Source organism: Methylobacterium sp. J-059 (assembly GCF_022829485.1).
Lineage (GTDB): Bacteria > Pseudomonadota > Alphaproteobacteria > Rhizobiales > Beijerinckiaceae > Methylobacterium.
Window position 1 is genome coordinate 1 of sequence record NZ_JAKSYA010000102.1, and the last position, 18,186, is coordinate 18,186.

Here is an 18,186-nt window from a genome sequence, read left to right on the forward strand (position 1 = left end):
GTCCTTTGCCATGCCACCCGCCTGGTCGGCGACGTCCCGCACCGCGTCCTTGGCCTGTCCGTACAGGTTCTCGACGGTACCCCTCGCCTCGTTGGCGGTGCCCTTGGCCTGGGTCTCGCGGTCGCCCGTGACGTCGCCGACAGCGCCCTGGACCTTGCCGCCGAGTTCCTTGGCGGCGCCTGTGATGCGGTTCTCATCCATGATCGCGCTCCGGATTGGATGGTGATGCTCGACGGCCCACGGCCTGCTTGGCCGTGGGCATTCACAGTGAGCCGGTCACCCCTTGCCGGTTGGCAGGAAGCGACCCGGGACGGGGCTCAGACCCGACGCTGACCGACCGGCGCGACGATGGGGCGATCCGCGACGAGGCCCTTGGCCCCGCCACGGCCGGCGAGGAAGGCGGCGACCGCACCGAGGATCAGCGCGAGGGCGCCGTAGAGCGCACCCTGCGAGCCGACGCGAGCGGCGGTATCGGCTGCCTGCTTGGCCTGCTCCTTGGTCTTGGCGACCGTGTCGTTGAACTGCTTGGTGTAGTCCGCGACCTGGGTCCGGGCCTGATCGACCGGGATGCCCTGCGCCTTGGCGAGAGCCTGGGCGGCCTTCTCCTGCGCATCCTTCTGCTGGGCGGCGTCACCGGTCACGGCGGCGCGCATCGCGCTGACGGCAGTGTTCTTGAGGGCCTCGGGATCGTTGCCGGTGCCGTTGCGGACCTGGCTCTCGATGTTCGAGAACGGGTTGTCCATGCCCGGAAGCGACGGCGCCGCAGCCTGGGCCGCCGTCTTCACCGAGCCGCCGATCAGGTTGCCGGCCCCGCCGAGGGTGCTCGACACCGCGCTCGATGCGCCACTGACCGCACCACCGACCGCCGACGAGAGCAGGTAGATTACCACCAGGGTCGAGACCGCCCAGGCCACCAGGCCATGCAGGCCACCGGTGAGCAAGGCCGGCTTGCCCGAGAGGCGTCCGGCGAGCCAGCCGCCGGCTGCGGAGGCGAGGATGCCCGAGATCACGAACCAGATCCCGGCGCCCGAGGAGAGTGACCCTGCGGTGGGGGTGCCGTTGCCGGCCGGATCGACGGTCGACAGGCCGATGCCGAGGCCGACCATGTTGAGGATGACCTGAGCGACGAGGGCGATGACCGCTCCGGCGAAGATCGCGCCCCAGGCGACCTTGTGGACCGCGACGGTGCGCAGGTCGTCGACGGGGTGCACGCCCGCAGCGGAGCTGCGGTCGAGGTCGGCGCGCGTCGTGTCGGGCGTCAAGGCCATGTGTCGTCCCAATGCTGTTCGAAAAATATCGAGGAGCGCTCCTCCATTCGAGGCACGCCGCCTTGCTCAAGGGTCCACGCTCGACGATGTTCCGCAGATTAACATCTCGGCACGAAATCATTTGGTTCGTACGAGAATACTTGCTCCGAACGAGCGAGGCGTCCGAACACCGCTGTTCACGACGGCAATGAATCGATGTTCGGCGGCAGCGTTGCGATATCCCCGGAACTATCGAGGATACCCGATGCGAGGCCGTAGATTTGCTTTCTCGCCCATCGAACCGGACGCTCCCAATGCACCCGGATGCCGGTGGGGATACGTCTCGTCGGGTATGAGAGCGTGTCGCGCTCGTTCGGATGGTTCCGAGTAGGGCGAGGTATCGTCAGGCCGGATCGTACGCGCGGCCCTCCCTCGGGTCCCTGTAGCCGCCAGCAGGCGGTACAGGTCGCGACGCCACCATGTCGAGCGGTGATGCGGCGCGGGACATCAGGCGCGACGTCGACGGTCCGCCTGCCTCGCCGGGACCGGGAAAGGCACCGGTGCCGCGGCCAGGATCGGCTTCCAGGTCACGTTCCAATCCTCCATCGGAGCGGGATCGGAGCGATGCACGAGATCGAGGAACGCCAAGCCAGCTTCCATCGTCGCACGCTTGACCAGGGGGTTCAGCGGCCCGCCGTTCCTAAGGGACCGGTCGGTGAACACACTGTGCGAACCGCCCTGGAACACGACGAGTGCCTTTCTCTCCGTGGGGATGGCCTTGAAGACGTCGATGCGGTCCTGGACCGGTGAGAAGCGGCCGGGGATGCGGATCGTGTCCTCCGTCGTGGTCACGTGAAGGGTGGGGACGTCGACCGACGCGAGGACCGCTGCGAGGTCGGTTTCGCCGTAGAAGGGCGGGGCCGAGATGACGATGCTCGCCGTGAAGCGCGGGTCCCGGTATCCGATGGGCTTCCCGTCGCGGATCACCTGGGCGCCGGTGAGGATCAGGGTGGTGTTCGCCCCGTAGGAGTGGCCGGCCGCGACGATGCGTTTCCGGTCGATGGCGGCATGGAAGGGATTCTCACGGCCGAGCAGGCGGTCGAGGCCGAAGCTCACGTCCCGCGTCCGCTCGATGGCCTCGCGCTCGTCCGCCGCGCCGTCGAGGCGGTCGAGGAGCAGGATCGGGTTTCCCTCCCACAGCGCCTGGTCGCTGCCGACATGCTGGATGTGCAGGCTGGCGGTTCCGCGCGCCGACCATCCTTCGCCGAGGTAGCTGTAGCCCTTCCGCGAGCCGCCGAGCCCATGGGAGAAGACGATCAGCGGGACCGGCCCCTTGCGGGTCGCTGTGGCCGGCCAGTAGAGCCGCGCCGGCACCGCGCGGTCGCGTGACGGGTCGACCCACTCGAAGTCGATGAACCGTGCCTCGGCGGACACAGGCAGCGCCTCTGCCGACAGGGACGGCAGCCAACTTCCGGCACCAGCCGCCAGGGCCATCGCACCGAACCGCCGCCGGCTCAGGCCACGGGTACTCGTTTCCGACAAGGCGTCCGAGCGTGGCGCGACGTCGGCGATTGTGGTCATGGACGTCTCTCGGATCTCGGCAGGCAAGCCGATCAGGCCGGAGCCTTGTGTCCATCGTTGGGCATCCCCGCGGGGCGCGGAGGCGCCAGCCTTTCGATTGCGGTGGCAGCCCTGGTTCGCGACGGACATCGAATGTTCGCTTACGCTCGGTCCCGCCGGTTCTAAGACACCATTGCCCGGCGCTTTCGCATGACCGTTATTCCCAACCAATCGCCAAGCCCTGTGCTATGAACGAGGCGCAGGCTCCTGAGCGCCCGCCTTCCCCACGTTCGGGAGAGGGATCACGGTCTCGGCCCATGTCGGTGGCCATCGGCGGCGGACGTGGGGAACATCGGCATGACCAAGCACCTCGTCGCCCGCGCGAACGTCCTGATCCTCGCGGTCCTGCTGGCCATCCTCGCCCTCGTCGGCGCGGTGACCTGGGAGCGGCTCAACGCCTCCCGCGACGCGCGGCAGTGGTCGCAGCACAGCTACGACGTCCTCGGCACGCTCAAGGACCTCGCCATCGCCCTGCGCGACGCCGAGACCGGCCAGCGTGGCTACGTCCTCACCGGCAAGGACGAGTACCTCGCACCCTACGACGCCGCCCGCGACCGCATCGGCGTGCTCCAGGGTGAGATGCAGAAGCTCACCGCCGACAATCCGGTGCAGCAGCAACGGTTGCGGGACCTCGCACCCGTGATCCAGCACAAGCTGGAGGAACTCGCCCAGACCGTGCAGGCGCGGCGGGATTCCGGGTTGGAAACGGCGCTACGCATCGTCAACTCGGATGCCGGCAAGGCGTACATGAGGGATGCGGAGACCTCCCTCGCGGCGATGCTCGCGGACGAGGAGAAGCTACTCGCAGAACGCGTCGCCCAGAACGACGCCCGCGCCGGGTGGGTGCGTTGGATGGTGATCGGCGGCTCCGGGCTCGCCATCCTGGTCCTTTTGGCTGCCGCGCGGCTCCTAAACCAGGCATGGTCGCGCTCCCACAAGGCGGAGATCGCCCAGGGCGATCTCGTCCTGCGCCTGCGCACCACCCTCGACAGCCTCAGCCAGGGCGTCGCCGTCTTCGGACCGGATCGAAAGCTCAAGAACTGGAATCATTGCTTCCAGGTCCTGCTCGACCTGCCAAAGGCGATGGTGCGGCCGGGCACCGCCTACGCCGCCTTCGTCGAGCACACTGCGGAGCCGGGCCGACCCGCGCTGGAGACCGAGGACCAGATCCGGCATGGCAGCCAAAGGGCCGGCGAGGCGGTGACATACGAGCGCGAGCGCGCCGACAGCCACCATCTTGAGATCCGCCGCACCCCGATGCCGGACGGCGGGTTCGTGTTGACCCTTTCCGACATGACCAAGCGCGTCCAGGCCGAAGGGGTCCTTCGGGAAGCCCAGAAGATGCAAGCCATCGGGCAGTTGACCGGGGGCATCGCGCATGACTTCAACAACCTGTTGCAGGTCATCCTCGGGAACCTTGAGTTCGTGCGCGCCAAGGTGAGCGACGACCCCAGGCTGCAGCAGCGCATCGAACGCGCTTCATGGGCGGCCCAGCGCGGGGCGACCCTGACCGGCCAGCTTCTGGCCTTCGCCCGCAAGCAGCCGCTCGCGCCTGCCGCCATCGACCTTGCAGCCACCATGCCCGACCTGGTGCCGCTTATGCGTCGAACCCTCGGCGAGCATATCGACGTCCGCTACGTCGAGACCGCGGGGCTGTGGCCAGCCATGGCGGACCCGGCACAGCTGGAGAGCGCCGTCCTCAACCTCGCCCTGAACGCCCGCGATGCGATGCCGGGCGGCGGCCGCCTCACCATCGAGCTCGGCAACAAGGTGCTCGACGAGGCGTATGCCCGCGATAACACCGAGGTGACGCCGGGCGACTACGCCATGGTGGCGGTCTCCGACACCGGCCACGGCATGACCCGCGAGGTTGTGGCGCGGGTGTTCGAGCCATTCTTTACGACCAAGCCCGACGGCAAGGGCACGGGGCTCGGCCTCGCCATGGTGTTCGGCTTCGTCAAGCAGTCGGGCGGGCACGTGAAGATCTACTCCGAGCCCGGTCAGGGTACGACGGTGAAGATCTACCTGCCGCGCGCCCTGAAGGCCGTCTCGGCTGCCGCGACGCGCTCGTCCGCCCCCATCGACCTGCCGCGCGGATCGGCGACGGTGCTTGTGGTCGAGGACGAGGCGGCGGTGCGCGAGATCGCCTGCGCGATCCTGGCTGACCTCGGCTACCGCGTCCTGGAGGCGGCCGACGGCGAGGAGGGCCTGAGGATGTTCGGGCTCCATGCTTCGCAGGTCGACCTGTTGCTGACCGACGTGGTGCTCCCCGGCAAGGTGCACGGACGCGATCTATCCGAGGCCATTGTCGCCATCCGCCCGGAGGTGAAAGTGGTCTTCATGTCCGGCTACACCGAGAACTCCATCGTCCACCAAGGACGCCTCGACGACGGGGTCCACCTCATCGGCAAGCCGTTCAAGCGGGAGCAGCTCGCCCGCAAGGTCGCCGAGGTGTTGGGGTCACCCGCCACTGGCGTGAGCGAGGCGCCGAACGTCGTGGAACTGCGACCGCGTTAGGACTGCTGGCAGCAGACTGCGAGGATCCGCCTACACGTCCCGGAACGGGCCGTGACGGGTGGGGACCATCCTCGACGACAGGGGGTGATCAGGCTACGGCGGCAAGGTGAGGCGGCCATCGTCCGCGAGGACGAAGCCCGGGTTCCAGGCGACCTCCCACAGGAAACCGTCCAGATCGCAGAAGTGCCCGTGATGGCCGCCCCAGACGGCATCCTCGGCATGTCGGGTGATCCGACCGCCGAGGGCTACGGCCTGCGCGAGCACCTTGCCCACGTCGTCCCGGCAGCGCGTGTTGTAGGCGAGCGTGAAGCCCTGCAAGGGCCGGCTCTCCAAGGGTACGCCGGCGTCCTTGGCCAGGTCGGCGCGCGGATATAGGGACAGCCCCAGGCCGCCGAGCTGGAAGAAGGCGACGCCCTGCGCCGACCGCACGTGCCTGGGCCAGTCCAGACCTTCGTAGAACGAGATCGCCCGGTCGAGATCCGCGACGCCGAGGGTGATGAGGCTGAGGCGTGGTTACAAGACCGATGCTCTCCTGCGGTAGGCGCGATGCCTCCAAGAGCCGGTGCCGCCGCCGACCGTCAAGATCTCCACGGGTCTCCGATCCCCCGGCCGAAACGCGTGACCGATAGCAACTGCAGCAGGGCCGTTGGGTCGTATGATGTCGGAAAACCAAAGGACGTAGCCATCGGCGGCAACCAATCCGGCTAGGCCGTGTTGCGAAACGATGGTCCAGAAGCGCTCCATGGAAGCCTCGACCGTCCTCGTCGTAGAGGACGACGACCTCGTGCGCCTCTGCGCCGTCGAGATGCTGGAGGATGCGGGCTTCACGATCATCGAGGCGCGCCACGCCGACGAGGCGTGGTTCATCCTGCACGAACGCTCCGACATCGGCGCGCTCTTCACCGACGTCGACATGCCGGGTTCGATGTGCGGGGTGACCCTGGCCGGGCGCGTGCACGAGGCATGGCCCGGCATCCGCCTCGTCGTGACCTCGGGACGCCGTCGGTTCGCCCAGGAGGACATCCCGGACCACGGCCTGTTCGTGCCGAAGCCCTACAGCGCCGATCAGGTCGTTGACGCCATCCAGCACGCGGTCTGACCGCTGTCCTCTGCCTTCGACCGCATGTGCCAAGCTTAGCCAGTCGAAAAGGCCGCCGCATCGATCCGCCATGCGGGACGTTTCCCTCACGTCAAACCATCTGATGCGGCGGAAAGCCGTGCGTCCGCCAAGATCGGCCGGATGGGGGAGCGGAAGGAAACGGAATGCCGAAGCCCATGTTCGACGAGAGCAACATCACTTGGCGGACGCTCGACTGGCTGCCGCACATCGCCTTCTTCGTTTACAAGGTCGACGAGGAGAACCGCATCGTCGACGTCGTCTTCAAGTTCGCGGCGAACCAGAAGGTGATGCTGCACCGGCACAAGAGCCCCTACGTGACGCTGGTGATGCAGGGCGAGCTCCGGTTCTATCGCCCGGACGGGACGCACAAGGAGACCCGCCCGACGGGCAGCTACGTCTCGGGCGTGGCGAACGGCGAGCCGCATCTCGAAGGCGGCGGCGACGAGGACGCCATCGTGTTTTTTAGCAACCGCAACATCGAGGACGCACTCTACGAGTTCCTCGACGACGCCAGCAATCCGGTCCAGGTCCTCGGGATCGCGGACTTCAAGGCGCAGCTCGAAGAGCAGGTCGCGACGGGCACGTACGAGAAGGTCACCGCCAGGGCCGCATGAAGGCGAGGCAACGCCGGGGATGTGGCAATCATCCCCGGCGTTCGTAGGCGACCGATCTGGTTAGCTCGTACGGACCCGGACCGGTCTCCCGCCTCAGAGGCGGGTGGTGAGGTTGGTCAGCCAAGCCGGGGAGGCGTTGACCAAGGCGGTCTCGGCGGCCTTGTCGAAGCCCGAGGCGATCATCAGGCCCGTGGCGACGAGGATCAGGCCCAGCGCCGCCTTCAGCCCCTTGCCCAGCCCCATCATGAGGTCGCGCCATCGCATCAGTACCTCGCGCGACAGGGTGCCGAGCAGCAGCAGCGGAAGGGCCGCGCCGAGGCCGAACAGGAGCATGGTGAGCGCGACCACGCCGAGGTCGCGTCCCTGGGAGGCGAGCAACGAGGCCGCCCCGAGGGTGGGCCCGACGCAGGGGCTCCAAACCGCCCCGAGCAGCACCCCGACGCCGAACTGGCCGAGCAGGCCGGCGGTTGAGAAGCCGCCGAACCGGCTCTCGGTCCAGTTGCTCACGGGCCCCGCCGCCACGGCCAGCCGCGTCTGGGCCGCCGGGACCATCAGGACCAACCCGATCAGGACCAGCATGATGGCCGCGCCGGTCCGGAAAATGCCGGCGTCGAGGCCGATGGCGAAGCCGACCGTCGCCACGAACAGGCCGATGATCACGAACGACAGGGCCAGGCCGGCGGCGAGGGCAGCCGGGCCGAGCCTGTGCTCCGACGCCGCCGCGCCGAGCACCAGCGGCAGCAACGGCAGCACGCAGGGGGACAGCACCGAGAGGATGCCGGCGAGGAAGGCGAGGCCGAGGCTCGTGACCATGGCGTGGCCTCAGATCGCATTATCGAGGAGCGAGGAGATCGCCTCGGGCTTGGTCTCGCCGGCCGAGCGCCCGGTCTCCTTCTCGCCCTTGTAGGTGATGAGCGTGCTCTGCATCGTCGCGCCGAACTTCTTGACCACGTCCTTGCGGCTGTCGAAGTCGACGTCGAACACCTGAAGGTCCTTGAACTTCGGGTCGGCCTCAAGCTTCGACAGGATCGGCTTCTGGGCGGCGCAGGTCGTGCACCACGGGGCGGTGATGTGCACCAGGATCGGCTTGCCGGCCTTCTGGGCGGCCTCGAACGCGGCGGGGGTGTAGGTCATCTCGGCGGCGCCGGCGGCGGTGCCGAACAGCATGGGGGCGACGGCGAAGGCGGCGAGCAGGATGCGTCGGGTGGTCATGGATGTCTTTCCTTCGTGGATCGGTCGAGGTGGAAGAGGGCTCAGTTCAAGACCTGCGTGATCGCCCGGTCGACGTTCACGCGGGCCGACCAGTCCTTGGCGCTGTCCTGACCCTTGAGATCGATCAGACGGGCGGCGGTGACGTCGACGTTCTTGAAGTCGGCCCCGGCGACGGTCGCGCCGGTGAGGTTGGCCCCCGACAGGTCGGAACCCATGAGGACCACGTCGGTCAGGTCGGCGTCGGTGAGGTCGGCGTATTCGAGGCGAGAGCGACCGAGGTTCGCCCCCTTCAGGTTGGCGCCCTTGAGGTTCACCGAGACGAACACGGCCCGCATCAGGCCCATCGACTGGTTCTTGATGTCGGCGCCGCCCTTGAGGTCGACCAGCGTCGCCCCGGCCATGTTGGCGCCCTTGAAGTCGCCGATGGGCATCGACCTGCTGAGGTCTGCCCCGCTGAGGTTGGCGTCGCGGGCGGTGATGCCGAACATCTTGGCGCCCACCAGCTTGGCACCGGAGAGGTCGGCCTTGATGAACCAGGCCTGCTCCAGGTTCGCTCCGCTCAGGTCGGCGCCGCGCAGGTTGGCCTTGTTGAGCCGGGCGGTGCGAAGGTTCGCGCCCTTGAGGTTCAGGCCGGAGAGGTCGAGGCCGGCCAGCGCCTTGTCGGAGAGGTCGATGGGCTTGCCGTCGGCCTTGGCGATCAGCGCCTCGACGTCGGCCCGGGTCAGCTCGGCCTTGGTCATTGCGGACGAGTTCATGTCGGCGCCCAGGAGCAGGTCCTGCTCGGCATGGGCGGGTGCGGCTAGAAGGATGGAGGCGAGCAGAAGGGGGGCGAGGCGGCGCATGATTTCTCCCGGTTATTCGCCCTGGCCCATCGAAAGCCTGCGCTTCCTCACGGTCTTGCCGGACGGTTTTTTGTTCAGTGACGACAGTGGTATGGAATGCCGACGCAAACGTCTGTGACCCAAGTCACCGAAGGCTACGGATTCCGGAACCATAACGCTTGAGTCATGGGCATCGCGGCATCCAACGACCGCCCGCCCCGGGAGGAGGACCATGCACAGCGCCCATCAGGTCGAACGCTGGATCGAGCGTTTCCCGCTCGTCCGTGAATTCAGCGCGGCCCACCTCCAGATCGCCCGCGGCACGGTGCATTTCCCCGTGCTTGAGGAAGGGGCGATTGCCTACGAACTCCAGGGCGCCTGCGCGAACTACCTCATGTGCATCGACGGCCGGACCCGAGTGTTCCGGATGTCGGAAGGCGGCCGCGAGATGCTAATCTACAAGGTCGGCGCCGGCGGGACCTGCGTGCTAACCACACAGTGCCTGCTTTCGGGAGGAGGCTTCCCGGCCCAGAGCGTGGCCGAGGCTAAGACAGAGCTCGCAGCGTTGCCGACGGATACCTTCCGACAGCTGATGCGTGAGAGCGAAGCCTTCCGCGATTTTTGTCCTCGACGATTACACCAAGCTCTTGTCGGGGATGTTCGACCTCGTCGAGGAGGTCGCCTTCGCCCCGTTGGAGCGGAGGCTCGCACGGCGCCTGCTGGTCGAGGCCGATGCGGGAGGCATCGTCTGGAAGACCCATCAGCAGCTCGCCTCGGACGTCGGCAGCGTGCGGGAAGTCATCAGCCGCCTGTTGGGCGAGTGGGCCGATTGTGGGCTAGTGGAGGTCCGGCGAGGACAGGTGCAGGTCATCGACCGCGCCGGTTTAGCTGCCGGAACGCCGAACTGAACTCATCGCTGGAGATCAAAGCGGATATCATAACGGGCGAAATGACCTGATCGACCGCGAGTTTCCTGTCCACGGCATGCTTTCGCCCAAGCCATCAGACGACGCGCCGATGAAGGCCTAATGCCCCGGCGTCGGGGTATCCTCTGCCTGCAGCCCCCTGAGGGGCGCGTCGATGGTGCAGACGACGCCGGTGGCGGGATAGGACAGGTCGACCTCGCCTCCGAAGTTCCCGGCCAAGCCCCGCCCGATCAACCGCGATCCGAAGCCGGTGCGGGTCGGTGGCACCACGGCGGGACCTCCCGCCTCCGACCAGCGCAGGACGCAATGGGGCTCGCCGACCACGTCCCGCAGCTGCCAGGTGATCGACACCCGGCCGTTGGCCGTCGAGAGTGCCCCGTACTTGGCCGCATTGGTCGCGAGCTCGTGCAGGATCAGCGACAGCGACATCGCCGCCCTGGCCCCGACGGTGAAGGTCGGTCCCTCCAACTTGAACCGGCCCGGATTGTCCTCGTGGGTCTGGAGTGCGCTTCCGATCAGGACCTCGACCGGGGCTGCGCTGACTGAGCCCCCGAGTAGCAGGTCGTGCGACTTGCTCAGCGCGACCAGCCGCCCGGCCAGGACCTCCTTGGCGGTATCGAGATCGCTCGCCGTTCGCATGGTCTGGGTGGCAATGGACTGGACCATGGCCAGCATGTTCTTCATGCGATGACTGAGTTCCAGGTTCAGCGTCCGCTGACGCTCCTCCGCCTCGATCCGGGCCAGGGCCGCGCGGGTCCGGTCGGCGATGGTGTTGGCGAAGATGATCTCCTCAGGCTTCCAGGCGTACGGCGTGCCCTTGAGCGCGTACAGCATGCCCACGAACCTGCCGTGTTCCATTAGCGGCAGGTTGAGCAGCGAACGCACCTGGATGGCCGCCAGGGCGTCGGCGTCTTTCGCCGTGCGGGGGTCGGTCGCCACATCGCCGATGACGACGGCCTGGCCGCTCTTCAGGTCCTCGATGTAGGTGCCGTAGTCCCGAAAGCCGTGCAGCCCTCCGATGCCGGGGATCCCGGGGGTCGTCCAGCCTTCCTCGATGACGATGGTTTCCCGGTCGTGGTCCACGGTTCCGTACCCCGCATGGGACAGGTCCAGCGTACGGCCGAGGATGTCCGCAGCCGCCCGGGAGATCTCAATCGGGTCGGTGGTATTGCGAAGACGGTCGCCCAACTCGATCATTGCGCCGCGTCGCACCTCGTTCTGCTTGCGGTCGGTGACGTCGAGGAAGAGGCAACTGAAACGGTCGCCGCTTTCCTTGCTGGCGCGGACCTCGAACCACCTCTGCAGGCCGGGGACGTCGATCTCGAACAACGCCGGTTCGCCGGTGTCGACGACGTTCGCGTAGCTGTCGATCAGCCATTGCTCGATGTCGGGCACGAAGCTGCGGATCGTGAGGCCGACGCTGTTGAGTGGCAGACCGGATTGCCGGGCGAAGGCCGGGTTGATCTCCACGAACCGATAATCGACCGCACGCCCGTTTCCGTCGCGGACCAACTCACCCAGGAAGAAGCCTTCCCGCATGCCCTCGAACAGGCCGCGCCACCGCTTCTCGCTCTCGGCGACCCGCCGCTCGGAAGCCCGTTGACTGGTGATGTCGCGTGAGACGACGAGCAGGCGTTCGGGCTGGCCGTCCTGCCCCCGGATCGGGGTGACCTGAACGTCCCACCATTTGGGCGTGCCCTTGAACGTGTCCGCAGCCCCCTGGAAGTGGCCGGTACCACCGGCCAGCGCCGCCCAGACCGCCGCTTGGGCGTCGGCATTGCCGGACTCGACCCAGAAGTCGGGCCAGGGACAGCCCTTGACCGCGTTGAAGTCGACGACCTCCATGACCGCCATGCCGCCCTCGTTCATGAAGGTCAGCTTGGCGTCGAGGTCGAGCACCTTGATGCAGTCGGCCGAGGAGGCCAGCACGCTCCGCATGAAGGCGGCGTCGGCCTGCTCCTTGGCGGCGGCGTTCCTCTGCTCCGTGCGATCCCGCAGGATCTTGAGAAAGCCCTCGTGGCGGCCGTCCTCGTCCCGGAGCGGCATCATCTCGCCGTTTGCCCAGAACAGCGTACCGTCCTTGCGCAGGTGCCAGCGCTCGTCCGCGCCGCGCCCGTGCAGCAGGGCCGAGGCCATCTCCTGTTCCGGGATGCCGTTCGCGACGTCCTCGCCCGCGAAGAAGACGTGGGCGGGCCTGCCGCACATCTCGGCCTCGGACCAGCCGAGGATGCGTTCGGCGCCGGGGGACCAGCTCGTCACCATGCCATCCAGGTCCATGGAGACGATGGCGTAGTCGACCGCGCTCTCCAGGATGGCCTTGTTGCGACGGTCGCCCTCCTTACGCAGCTGGAGCGACCGCCGCAGTTCCAGGGTCGTCACGACCTGGTGCGCTAGGGTTCGCAGCACGAACGCCTGCGAGGCGGTGAGCTTGTTCGGCTTGGTGTCGAGGACGCACAGCGCACCGAGGGACACGCCGTCAGGGGTCCTCAACGGGGCGCCCGCATAGAACCGGACCTCGGGTCCACCCGTCACCAGCGGATTGTCGGAGGTTCGTGCGTCCCGCGTCAGGTCCTCGATCTCGAAGACGTCATCCTGCTGAACGGCGTAGGCGCAGATCGACTGGGACAGGGGCGTCTCGCTTTGCCCGAAGCCGGTCTCGGCCTTGAACCACTGGCGGTCGCCGTCGAGGAGAGAGATCAGCGACACCGGCATGCCGCAGACCTCGGACGCCACCCTCACGATGTCGTCGAACTCGGCCTCGGTCGGCGTATCGAGGATGGCGTAGCTGGCAAGTTCGGCCTGCCTGCGAGTGTCCGCCTGATCGCCCCTAAGGACCATTCCGCCGTCCATTTTTCTCTTTTCGATCTCGTTCCGGATTCGAAGCCGCCCTCGTCGAGGTTTGCCTACGATTGTTTCGACCATCAATGTCGTATCGTAATTCGGTCCCTACGGATCCCCACGAAGGCGTCTCGGCAGGACGTCGCAGGCCGATGGGGTGACCTTCGAACAATCAGGCCGTACCGGCCGGCCGAACGGCGGCGACTTCGCTGAAGGTGGTGAAGCGGTCCGGTTCGTCGAGGGGAACGTCGAGGCGGCAGCGCAACCCCTCCGCCGCGAAGTCGAGCCGGACGGTACCGCCGAGCTCGCGGCTGACCCCGCCCGTGATGAGGCGGGTGCCGAAGCCGCGCTTGCCCGGCTCCTGCACAGGCGGACCTGCGCTCTCGCACCACTCCATGACGAGGCGCCTGGCGCCGCTCTCGCCGGTGACGACGTCCCAGCAAACGTCGACGCGCCCCGCTTCGGTGGAGAGCGCGCCGTACTTGGCCGCGTTGGTCGTCAACTCGTGCACCGTCATGCCGAGCGCCAGGACATAGCGTGGCGGCAGGTCGAGGTCGGTGCCCTCCAGGCCGAAGCGGTGGTCCTGATCGTCCCTGAAGGGGGAGAGCTCGTTTTCCAGCACGGTACGCAGCGAGGCGCCGCCCCAATCGTCGCGCGAGAGCAGGTCATGGGTCTTCGAAAGCGAGAGGATGCGCCCCTCAAGGCGCTCGCCCCGGTCGTCGTCCCTGCGGGTCTGCCGCGCCAGGGATTGTACGGTCGTCAGGGTGTTGCGGACGCGGTGGTTCAACTCGTGCAGCATCATCGTTTGCCGCTCCTGCAGGACGTGGCTGCGGGCGACCTCCTCGCGCAGCTCGCCCTGGTGCCTCTCCAACGAGGCGGCCATGGCGTCGAATGCCTCGCCGAGTTGTCCGAACTCGCCGCTCCCGGAGATCCCGGTCCGCGCCATCAACTCGCCGGCGCGCCAAGCGCTGGCCGCCGCGAGCAGGCGCCGTACGGGCCGACGGATGAAGGCGCGTCCGGCCATGAGCGCGGCCACCAGGGCCATGGCTGCCCCGAGGCCGATCAGCACCACCCCGCGGCGGGTGGCGGCATCGATGTCGGCGAAGGCCGCAGCGGGCGACAGGCCCACCGCCACCGTCATCGAATCGAGGTCCGAGGGCAAAGCCTTGGCCACCGCCGTGATGCGCGTGTCGCCGAGCAGGCCGGGCATATCCGAGACCCCGCCGCGGTGGTCCGCAAGGGCCTTCCACAGGGCTGGGGGAAGCGGCTTGCCCGCCCATGCCTCGTGGTCCGGCAGGCGGACCAGGATGGTGCCCAGCCGGTCCGCGACCGTGAGCGTGGCATCGGGCGGCAGCCCGGCGGTGGCCTGCCGGGCCGCGAGGTAGGACAGGTCGATGCTGGTGATGACGATGCCGTCCCGCCGACCGTCTCCGTCGTCGTCGGCGATGGCTTGGGCGAACTGGATCGTGGGCCGGCCGGTGACCCGCCCCGCCCCGACCGTTCCGATGGCGAACCCACCGGTGCGCATCGCATCCTGGAAGTAGGATCGGTCGGCCACGGTGTAGGCTCCGACCGCGGACCCGAGGGTGTTGCACCGGATGCGTCCGTCCGCGTCGGCGACGCCGAAGAAGAACGAGCCGGGGACGCGCCCGACGACGGTGGACAGGTAAGCGGTGCAGGCCTTTGGGTCCTTGGCGCGGATCTCGGACAGGCCGGCGAGGATGCCGAGAACCTGTCTCGCCCCTTGGCCGAACAGACCGAGGTCGGCCGCGACGCCGCGCGCCGCGCGCATCGCCTCGTTCCGGACGGCCTCGGAGCGGGCTGCGCGCAGCGCGTACTCGTTGTAACCTTGGACGGCCAGTGCCGGGATCAAGGCAAGCACGACTAGGCCCACGATCCGCTTCGTCAGTGACATCGGGGGCTGCGTCCTGGTCCTGGGTACCCCCGTCGCGCATTCCGGGATCTGATCATTAAAATAGGTCGGGCCGCCGGAACGGCCACGGCAATCCATGCGATCCATTGTGGATGCGGGGTCGCGTGCGTCCCTCGGTATCTGCAATCCCGGGCTTTCGGATTGGTGGGCCGATGCTCAAGTCCGGCGGCAGGTCTCGGTCCCGCACCGCGTTCGCCGCTGGAACCGGTACCCAAGCCCGAACTTGCTAATGAGCCGCCGGACACGGCGGCCTTACCAAGGGTCAACGCAGGTCGACCGATGACCGAAGTGACGGAGCAGTTCAGCGCGACGCAGCGCGAGGTCGGTGGGGGAAGGCCCGGGGCGACGGCAGCCTTTCCGTATGACCGTCTGACGGTGGAGCGGTTCCGTACCGCCTTTCCACGTGCGCGATGGCGCGACGACCTGGGCGCATGGTTCGTTCCGGGCATATCGGCGGAACGCCGACTGAACTCATGGTCCAGCCGCGAATGGTCCGGCGTGCTGGCCCACGCCGACGAGCGCGGCCGCGACGCCTTCTCGTTCGAGCCGATCACCAGCCCTTACCTGGAAGTCGCCGACGACCTTCTGGTGCGGACGCCCTATTCACGGGATGTCGTGGCCGAGTTGCGCCAGGTGCCATGGGCCCGGTGGGACCCGGCATCGAGGGCGTGGCGCGTCCCGTTCCGTTCGTCCGAGGCGTTGCGCCGACGCTGGCCACTTATCGAGGAGGCCGCATGCCGGGCCGAGCCGGAGGAGCGGCGGAAACGGGCGGAAGCCCGCAGGGCGGCCCCCGAACATGCCGATAGGCTGGCAGAGGCCGCCGAACGCCGCCGCAATCGCTACCCCGTGCCGGAGATTGCGCTGCCCCCCCTCGGGCAAGTGCTGATGACCCATGCAGGCTGCGTGGTGTTGGACTCGGTTACCGGCGAGGTCGTCGAGACCCCGGTCGCAGCTTGGTTGTATCCGGGTGTTGCAAGCGTCGGCACGTTGATCTGGGCGGTGCGTCGCAGGCCGACGCATGACGAGTTGATCCGGGCCTGGCCTGCGCGGGCGGCACCGGGTCCGGAAGACCTTGCTCGCGGCTGGTGGCAGCCGACCATCGACACCTTGCGTGAGGAACGACGCAAGGCGGCTTTCCTGGAGCGCGCCCGGGAGGCCCGTCGATCCAAGTCGACGTGACGGGAGGGTGGGCGAGACCCGTCGATGAGCCAATCACCCCGAGGGGCTGTCGAAAATTCCCCACCGAAGGAAGAGTTCCGCGGGCGCTCCCCAGGTCAGCTGGGACGAGGCTGACTAATGTACCCCGACACGCTCACGGTCGGACTGCCCAGGGGGCCGGAGGCAGACCGACCTCTATCGCCGACTCCTTGGAAGGCTATGGGCCGACGTCGACACGCCGCAAGAGCCGTGTGTCCGCGGCAGGCTCTGCGCCCTCACAGGTCCGGGAACTCCTTCGCCAAGTGGTCGATGAGGGCGCGGACGGCGGGCGGCAGGCCGCGGCGGGTTGTGAAGACGATATGGACGATGCCGTCCCGGCTCCGCCATTCCCGGAAGACGCGAACGAGCTTGCCGGCAGCGATGTGGGCCGCGCAGGCGTGATCGGGCAAGAAGGCAACGCCCAATCCGTCCGCCGCGGCATCGCATAGAACAGCGTAATCGCCGCAGGTCAGTCGCGGCTCGTGACGCAGCTCATGCCTCTCCCCGTCGTCGCGCTCCAGCACCCAGGTGATCTCGCCCGCCTCGTCGCTCGTGCCCATGGTCGGGACGGAGGCGAGGTCGGCGAGGTCGGCGCGGAGGCCGCTCGCGACCTGCGGACTGGCGACGAGGATCCAGCGTGAACGTCCCAGCGACCGCATCGTGAGCGAGGCATCGCTGGTGAGCTCGTGCCGGACGCGGAGCGCGACGTCGACGCGCTCCTCGATAAGGTCGACGGCCCGGTCCGAGGCGACGAGCTGCAACTGGACCTTAGGGTAGCGGTCGAGGAAGCCCCGCACGATGCGGGACGCGAATTTCACGAGGTTGCGTGGGCAACTCATGCGGATGCGCCCGTGCGGTTCGGCCTGGGCCTCTGCGACGAGCGCCTCGGCCCGCTCTGCCTCCAACATTATGGCGCGGCAGCGCTCGTAGAAGGTCTGCCCAACCTCGGTGACGCGGAAGCGCCGGCTGGAGCGCTCGATGAGCCGCACCCCGAGGCGGGCCTCCAGCGCCGAGACCCGTCGGCTCAGCTTCGACTTCGGCTCCCGCAGCGCGCGGCCCGCGGCAGTGAAGCCGCCATGGGCGACGACCTCCGCGAAGGTGGCGTAGTCGTTGAGGTCTGGGCGCATCATCGTTCCCCGATTGGAACGTTACGTGTCAGATTTGCGGTCTGTCCGCATCATCGTTCTGAGCGCATCTATCTCGCCAGTGGCTGACACGCAGCCGAACCGAGGAGAACGACGATGACCGGCAGGTTCCAGAACAAGGTGGTGGTGGTGACCGGGGGCACCAGCGGCATCGGGCTCGCCACCGCCCAGGCCTTCTCACGGGAGGGCGCCTCGGTGTTCGTCACCGGCCGTCGCCAGGACGCGCTCGACGCGGCGGTTAAGGAAATCGGCGGGCGGGTCACCGGCGTGCGCGGCGACATGGCGAACCTCGCCGACATCGACCGCCTCTACGACATGGTCCAGCAGAAGCACGCGCAGATCGACGTCGTCTTCGCCAACGCCGGTGGGGGCGAGTTCGCGCCGCTCGGCGCCGTCACCGAGGAGCACTTCGATACGACCTTCGACACCAACGTGAAGGGCACGCTCTTCACCGTCCAGAAGGCGCTGCCGCTCCTGAAGGACGGCGGGGCTGTGGTGCTGACCGGCTCGACCGCCGGCACCGAGGGGACGCCGGCCTTCAGCGTGTATTCGGCCAGCAAAGCGGCCATCCGCAACTTCGCCCGCACCTGGATCCTCGACCTGAAGGACCGCCGCATCCGCGTCAACGTGGTCAGCCCCGGCGCGACGCGCACTCCGGGCCTCGTCGGCCTCGCCGGCGACGATGCCGAGAAGCAGCAGGGCCTGCTCGATTACTTGGGGACGCGCATCCCACTCGGACGCGTCGGCGAGCCGACGGAGGTCGCCAATGCGGTCCTGTTCCTGGCCTCCGACGAGGCGACCTTCGTCAACGGCGCCGAGTTGTTCGTCGACGGCGGTCAGGCGCAGGTATGATGATGTAAGCCGACTGCTTCCCGGCCGGCGAGGACCGCCGGCCGGGAAGGGTTGATGAGCATCCGTTGGCCGGTCGTGGCAAGGGGTGCCGAGAACCTGACATCTGCCGTGTCGGGCGCCACGGATGGACTGCGCGTCGTCAAC

The 18,186-nt window shown here is 67.9% G+C and carries 16 protein-coding genes; 6 read left to right on the top strand and 10 right to left on the bottom strand.

Annotation, left to right across the window (positions count from 1 at the left end):
* From MKK55_RS12230 to MKK55_RS12240, 3 genes are all read right to left on the bottom strand, one after another.
* The coding region (locus MKK55_RS12230) for a CsbD family protein (protein WP_243934930.1) at nt 1-201 on the bottom strand (201 nt) is incomplete at its 3' end.
* Between the two features lie 116 nt (nt 202-317).
* Nucleotides 318-1,268, bottom strand: coding sequence for a PhnA-like protein (locus MKK55_RS12235; protein WP_243934931.1), 951 nt, complete (start codon nt 1,266-1,268; stop codon nt 318-320).
* Nucleotides 1,269-1,754: 486 nt separating this feature from the next.
* Nucleotides 1,755-2,828: an alpha/beta hydrolase family protein gene (locus tag MKK55_RS12240; RefSeq protein WP_243934932.1), complete on the bottom strand. Its 1,074-nt coding sequence runs from the start codon at nt 2,826-2,828 to the stop codon at nt 1,755-1,757.
* 336 nt (nt 2,829-3,164) lie between these two features.
* Here MKK55_RS12240 and MKK55_RS12245 point away from each other — a divergent pair, with 336 nt between their 5' ends.
* Nucleotides 3,165-5,384 carry a CHASE3 domain-containing protein gene (locus MKK55_RS12245; protein ID WP_243934933.1) on the top strand — a complete coding sequence of 740 codons (2,220 nt, stop codon included), beginning with the start codon at nt 3,165-3,167 and terminating at the stop codon, nt 5,382-5,384.
* 93 nt (nt 5,385-5,477) lie between these two features.
* Here MKK55_RS12245 and MKK55_RS12250 read toward each other — a convergent pair whose 3' ends face one another.
* A complete protein-coding gene (locus tag MKK55_RS12250; RefSeq protein WP_313898962.1) occupies nt 5,478-5,882 on the bottom strand; it encodes a VOC family protein in 405 nt (134 codons plus the stop codon).
* 226 nt (nt 5,883-6,108) lie between these two features.
* On the opposite strand from MKK55_RS12250, the gene MKK55_RS12255 reads away from it, so the two are divergent.
* Together MKK55_RS12255 and MKK55_RS12260 are read left to right on the top strand one after the other, a co-directional pair.
* A complete protein-coding gene (locus MKK55_RS12255; protein WP_243934934.1) occupies nt 6,109-6,483 on the top strand; it encodes a response regulator in 375 nt (124 codons plus the stop codon).
* Nucleotides 6,484-6,647: 164 nt separating this feature from the next.
* Nucleotides 6,648-7,118, top strand: a complete 471-nt coding sequence (locus MKK55_RS12260) for a regulator (RefSeq protein WP_243934935.1) — start codon at nt 6,648-6,650, stop codon at nt 7,116-7,118.
* A gap of 93 nt (nt 7,119-7,211) precedes the next feature.
* Here MKK55_RS12260 and MKK55_RS12265 read toward each other — a convergent pair whose 3' ends face one another.
* The 3 genes from MKK55_RS12265 to MKK55_RS12275 are packed head-to-tail and all read right to left on the bottom strand — an operon-like array spanning nt 7,212 to nt 9,172.
* Nucleotides 7,212-7,931, bottom strand: coding sequence for a cytochrome c biogenesis CcdA family protein (locus tag MKK55_RS12265; protein ID WP_243934937.1), 720 nt, complete (start codon nt 7,929-7,931; stop codon nt 7,212-7,214).
* A 9-nt stretch (nt 7,932-7,940) separates the two neighbouring features.
* Complete coding sequence (locus MKK55_RS12270) at nt 7,941-8,330, bottom strand: thioredoxin family protein (protein ID WP_243934939.1); 390 nt, start codon at nt 8,328-8,330, stop codon at nt 7,941-7,943.
* A 41-nt stretch (nt 8,331-8,371) separates the two neighbouring features.
* Nucleotides 8,372-9,172 (bottom strand): pentapeptide repeat-containing protein, encoded by an 801-nt coding sequence (locus MKK55_RS12275; protein ID WP_243934940.1) that lies wholly within the window; start codon nt 9,170-9,172, stop codon nt 8,372-8,374.
* A gap of 635 nt (nt 9,173-9,807) precedes the next feature.
* On the opposite strand from MKK55_RS12275, the gene MKK55_RS12280 reads away from it, so the two are divergent.
* Nucleotides 9,808-10,059, top strand: a complete 252-nt coding sequence (locus tag MKK55_RS12280) for a helix-turn-helix domain-containing protein (RefSeq protein ID WP_243934941.1) — start codon at nt 9,808-9,810, stop codon at nt 10,057-10,059.
* A 117-nt stretch (nt 10,060-10,176) separates the two neighbouring features.
* On the opposite strand, the gene MKK55_RS12285 is transcribed toward MKK55_RS12280, so the two are convergent.
* Nucleotides 10,177-12,915, bottom strand: coding sequence for a PAS domain-containing protein (locus MKK55_RS12285; RefSeq protein WP_243934942.1), 2,739 nt, complete (start codon nt 12,913-12,915; stop codon nt 10,177-10,179).
* 172 nt (nt 12,916-13,087) lie between these two features.
* Complete coding sequence (locus tag MKK55_RS12290) at nt 13,088-14,830, bottom strand: sensor histidine kinase (protein WP_243934944.1); 1,743 nt, start codon at nt 14,828-14,830, stop codon at nt 13,088-13,090.
* A 297-nt stretch (nt 14,831-15,127) separates the two neighbouring features.
* On the opposite strand from MKK55_RS12290, the gene MKK55_RS12295 reads away from it, so the two are divergent.
* Nucleotides 15,128-16,027 carry a hypothetical protein gene (locus MKK55_RS12295; RefSeq protein ID WP_243934946.1) on the top strand — a complete coding sequence of 300 codons (900 nt, stop codon included), beginning with the start codon at nt 15,128-15,130 and terminating at the stop codon, nt 16,025-16,027.
* A 254-nt stretch (nt 16,028-16,281) separates the two neighbouring features.
* Here the strand turns inward: MKK55_RS12295 and MKK55_RS12300 are convergent, their stop codons facing one another.
* Nucleotides 16,282-17,175: a LysR substrate-binding domain-containing protein gene (locus tag MKK55_RS12300; RefSeq protein ID WP_243934948.1), complete on the bottom strand. Its 894-nt coding sequence runs from the start codon at nt 17,173-17,175 to the stop codon at nt 16,282-16,284.
* Nucleotides 17,176-17,286: 111 nt separating this feature from the next.
* On the opposite strand from MKK55_RS12300, the gene MKK55_RS12305 reads away from it, so the two are divergent.
* A complete protein-coding gene (locus MKK55_RS12305) occupies nt 17,287-18,042 on the top strand; it encodes an SDR family NAD(P)-dependent oxidoreductase (RefSeq protein WP_243934951.1) in 756 nt (251 codons plus the stop codon).
* The last annotated feature ends 144 nt before the right edge of the window (nt 18,043-18,186 follow it).

Coding starts and splice junctions, on each gene's coding strand:
- MKK55_RS12235 (WP_243934931.1), bottom strand. CDS start 1,268: ATGGCCTTGACGCCCGACACGACGCGCGCCGACCTCGACCGCAGCTCC.
- MKK55_RS12240 (WP_243934932.1), bottom strand. CDS start 2,828: ATGACCACAATCGCCGACGTCGCGCCACGCTCGGACGCCTTGTCGGAA.
- MKK55_RS12245 (WP_243934933.1), top strand. CDS start 3,165: ATGACCAAGCACCTCGTCGCCCGCGCGAACGTCCTGATCCTCGCGGTC.
- MKK55_RS12255 (WP_243934934.1), top strand. CDS start 6,109: ATGGTCCAGAAGCGCTCCATGGAAGCCTCGACCGTCCTCGTCGTAGAG.
- MKK55_RS12260 (WP_243934935.1), top strand. CDS start 6,648: ATGCCGAAGCCCATGTTCGACGAGAGCAACATCACTTGGCGGACGCTC.
- MKK55_RS12265 (WP_243934937.1), bottom strand. CDS start 7,931: ATGGTCACGAGCCTCGGCCTCGCCTTCCTCGCCGGCATCCTCTCGGTG.
- MKK55_RS12270 (WP_243934939.1), bottom strand. CDS start 8,330: ATGACCACCCGACGCATCCTGCTCGCCGCCTTCGCCGTCGCCCCCATG.
- MKK55_RS12275 (WP_243934940.1), bottom strand. CDS start 9,172: ATGCGCCGCCTCGCCCCCCTTCTGCTCGCCTCCATCCTTCTAGCCGCA.
- MKK55_RS12280 (WP_243934941.1), top strand. CDS start 9,808: ATGTTCGACCTCGTCGAGGAGGTCGCCTTCGCCCCGTTGGAGCGGAGG.
- MKK55_RS12285 (WP_243934942.1), bottom strand. CDS start 12,915: ATGGTCCTTAGGGGCGATCAGGCGGACACTCGCAGGCAGGCCGAACTT.
- MKK55_RS12290 (WP_243934944.1), bottom strand. CDS start 14,830: ATGTCACTGACGAAGCGGATCGTGGGCCTAGTCGTGCTTGCCTTGATC.
- MKK55_RS12295 (WP_243934946.1), top strand. CDS start 15,128: ATGACCGAAGTGACGGAGCAGTTCAGCGCGACGCAGCGCGAGGTCGGT.
- MKK55_RS12300 (WP_243934948.1), bottom strand. CDS start 17,175: ATGATGCGCCCAGACCTCAACGACTACGCCACCTTCGCGGAGGTCGTC.
- MKK55_RS12305 (WP_243934951.1), top strand. CDS start 17,287: ATGACCGGCAGGTTCCAGAACAAGGTGGTGGTGGTGACCGGGGGCACC.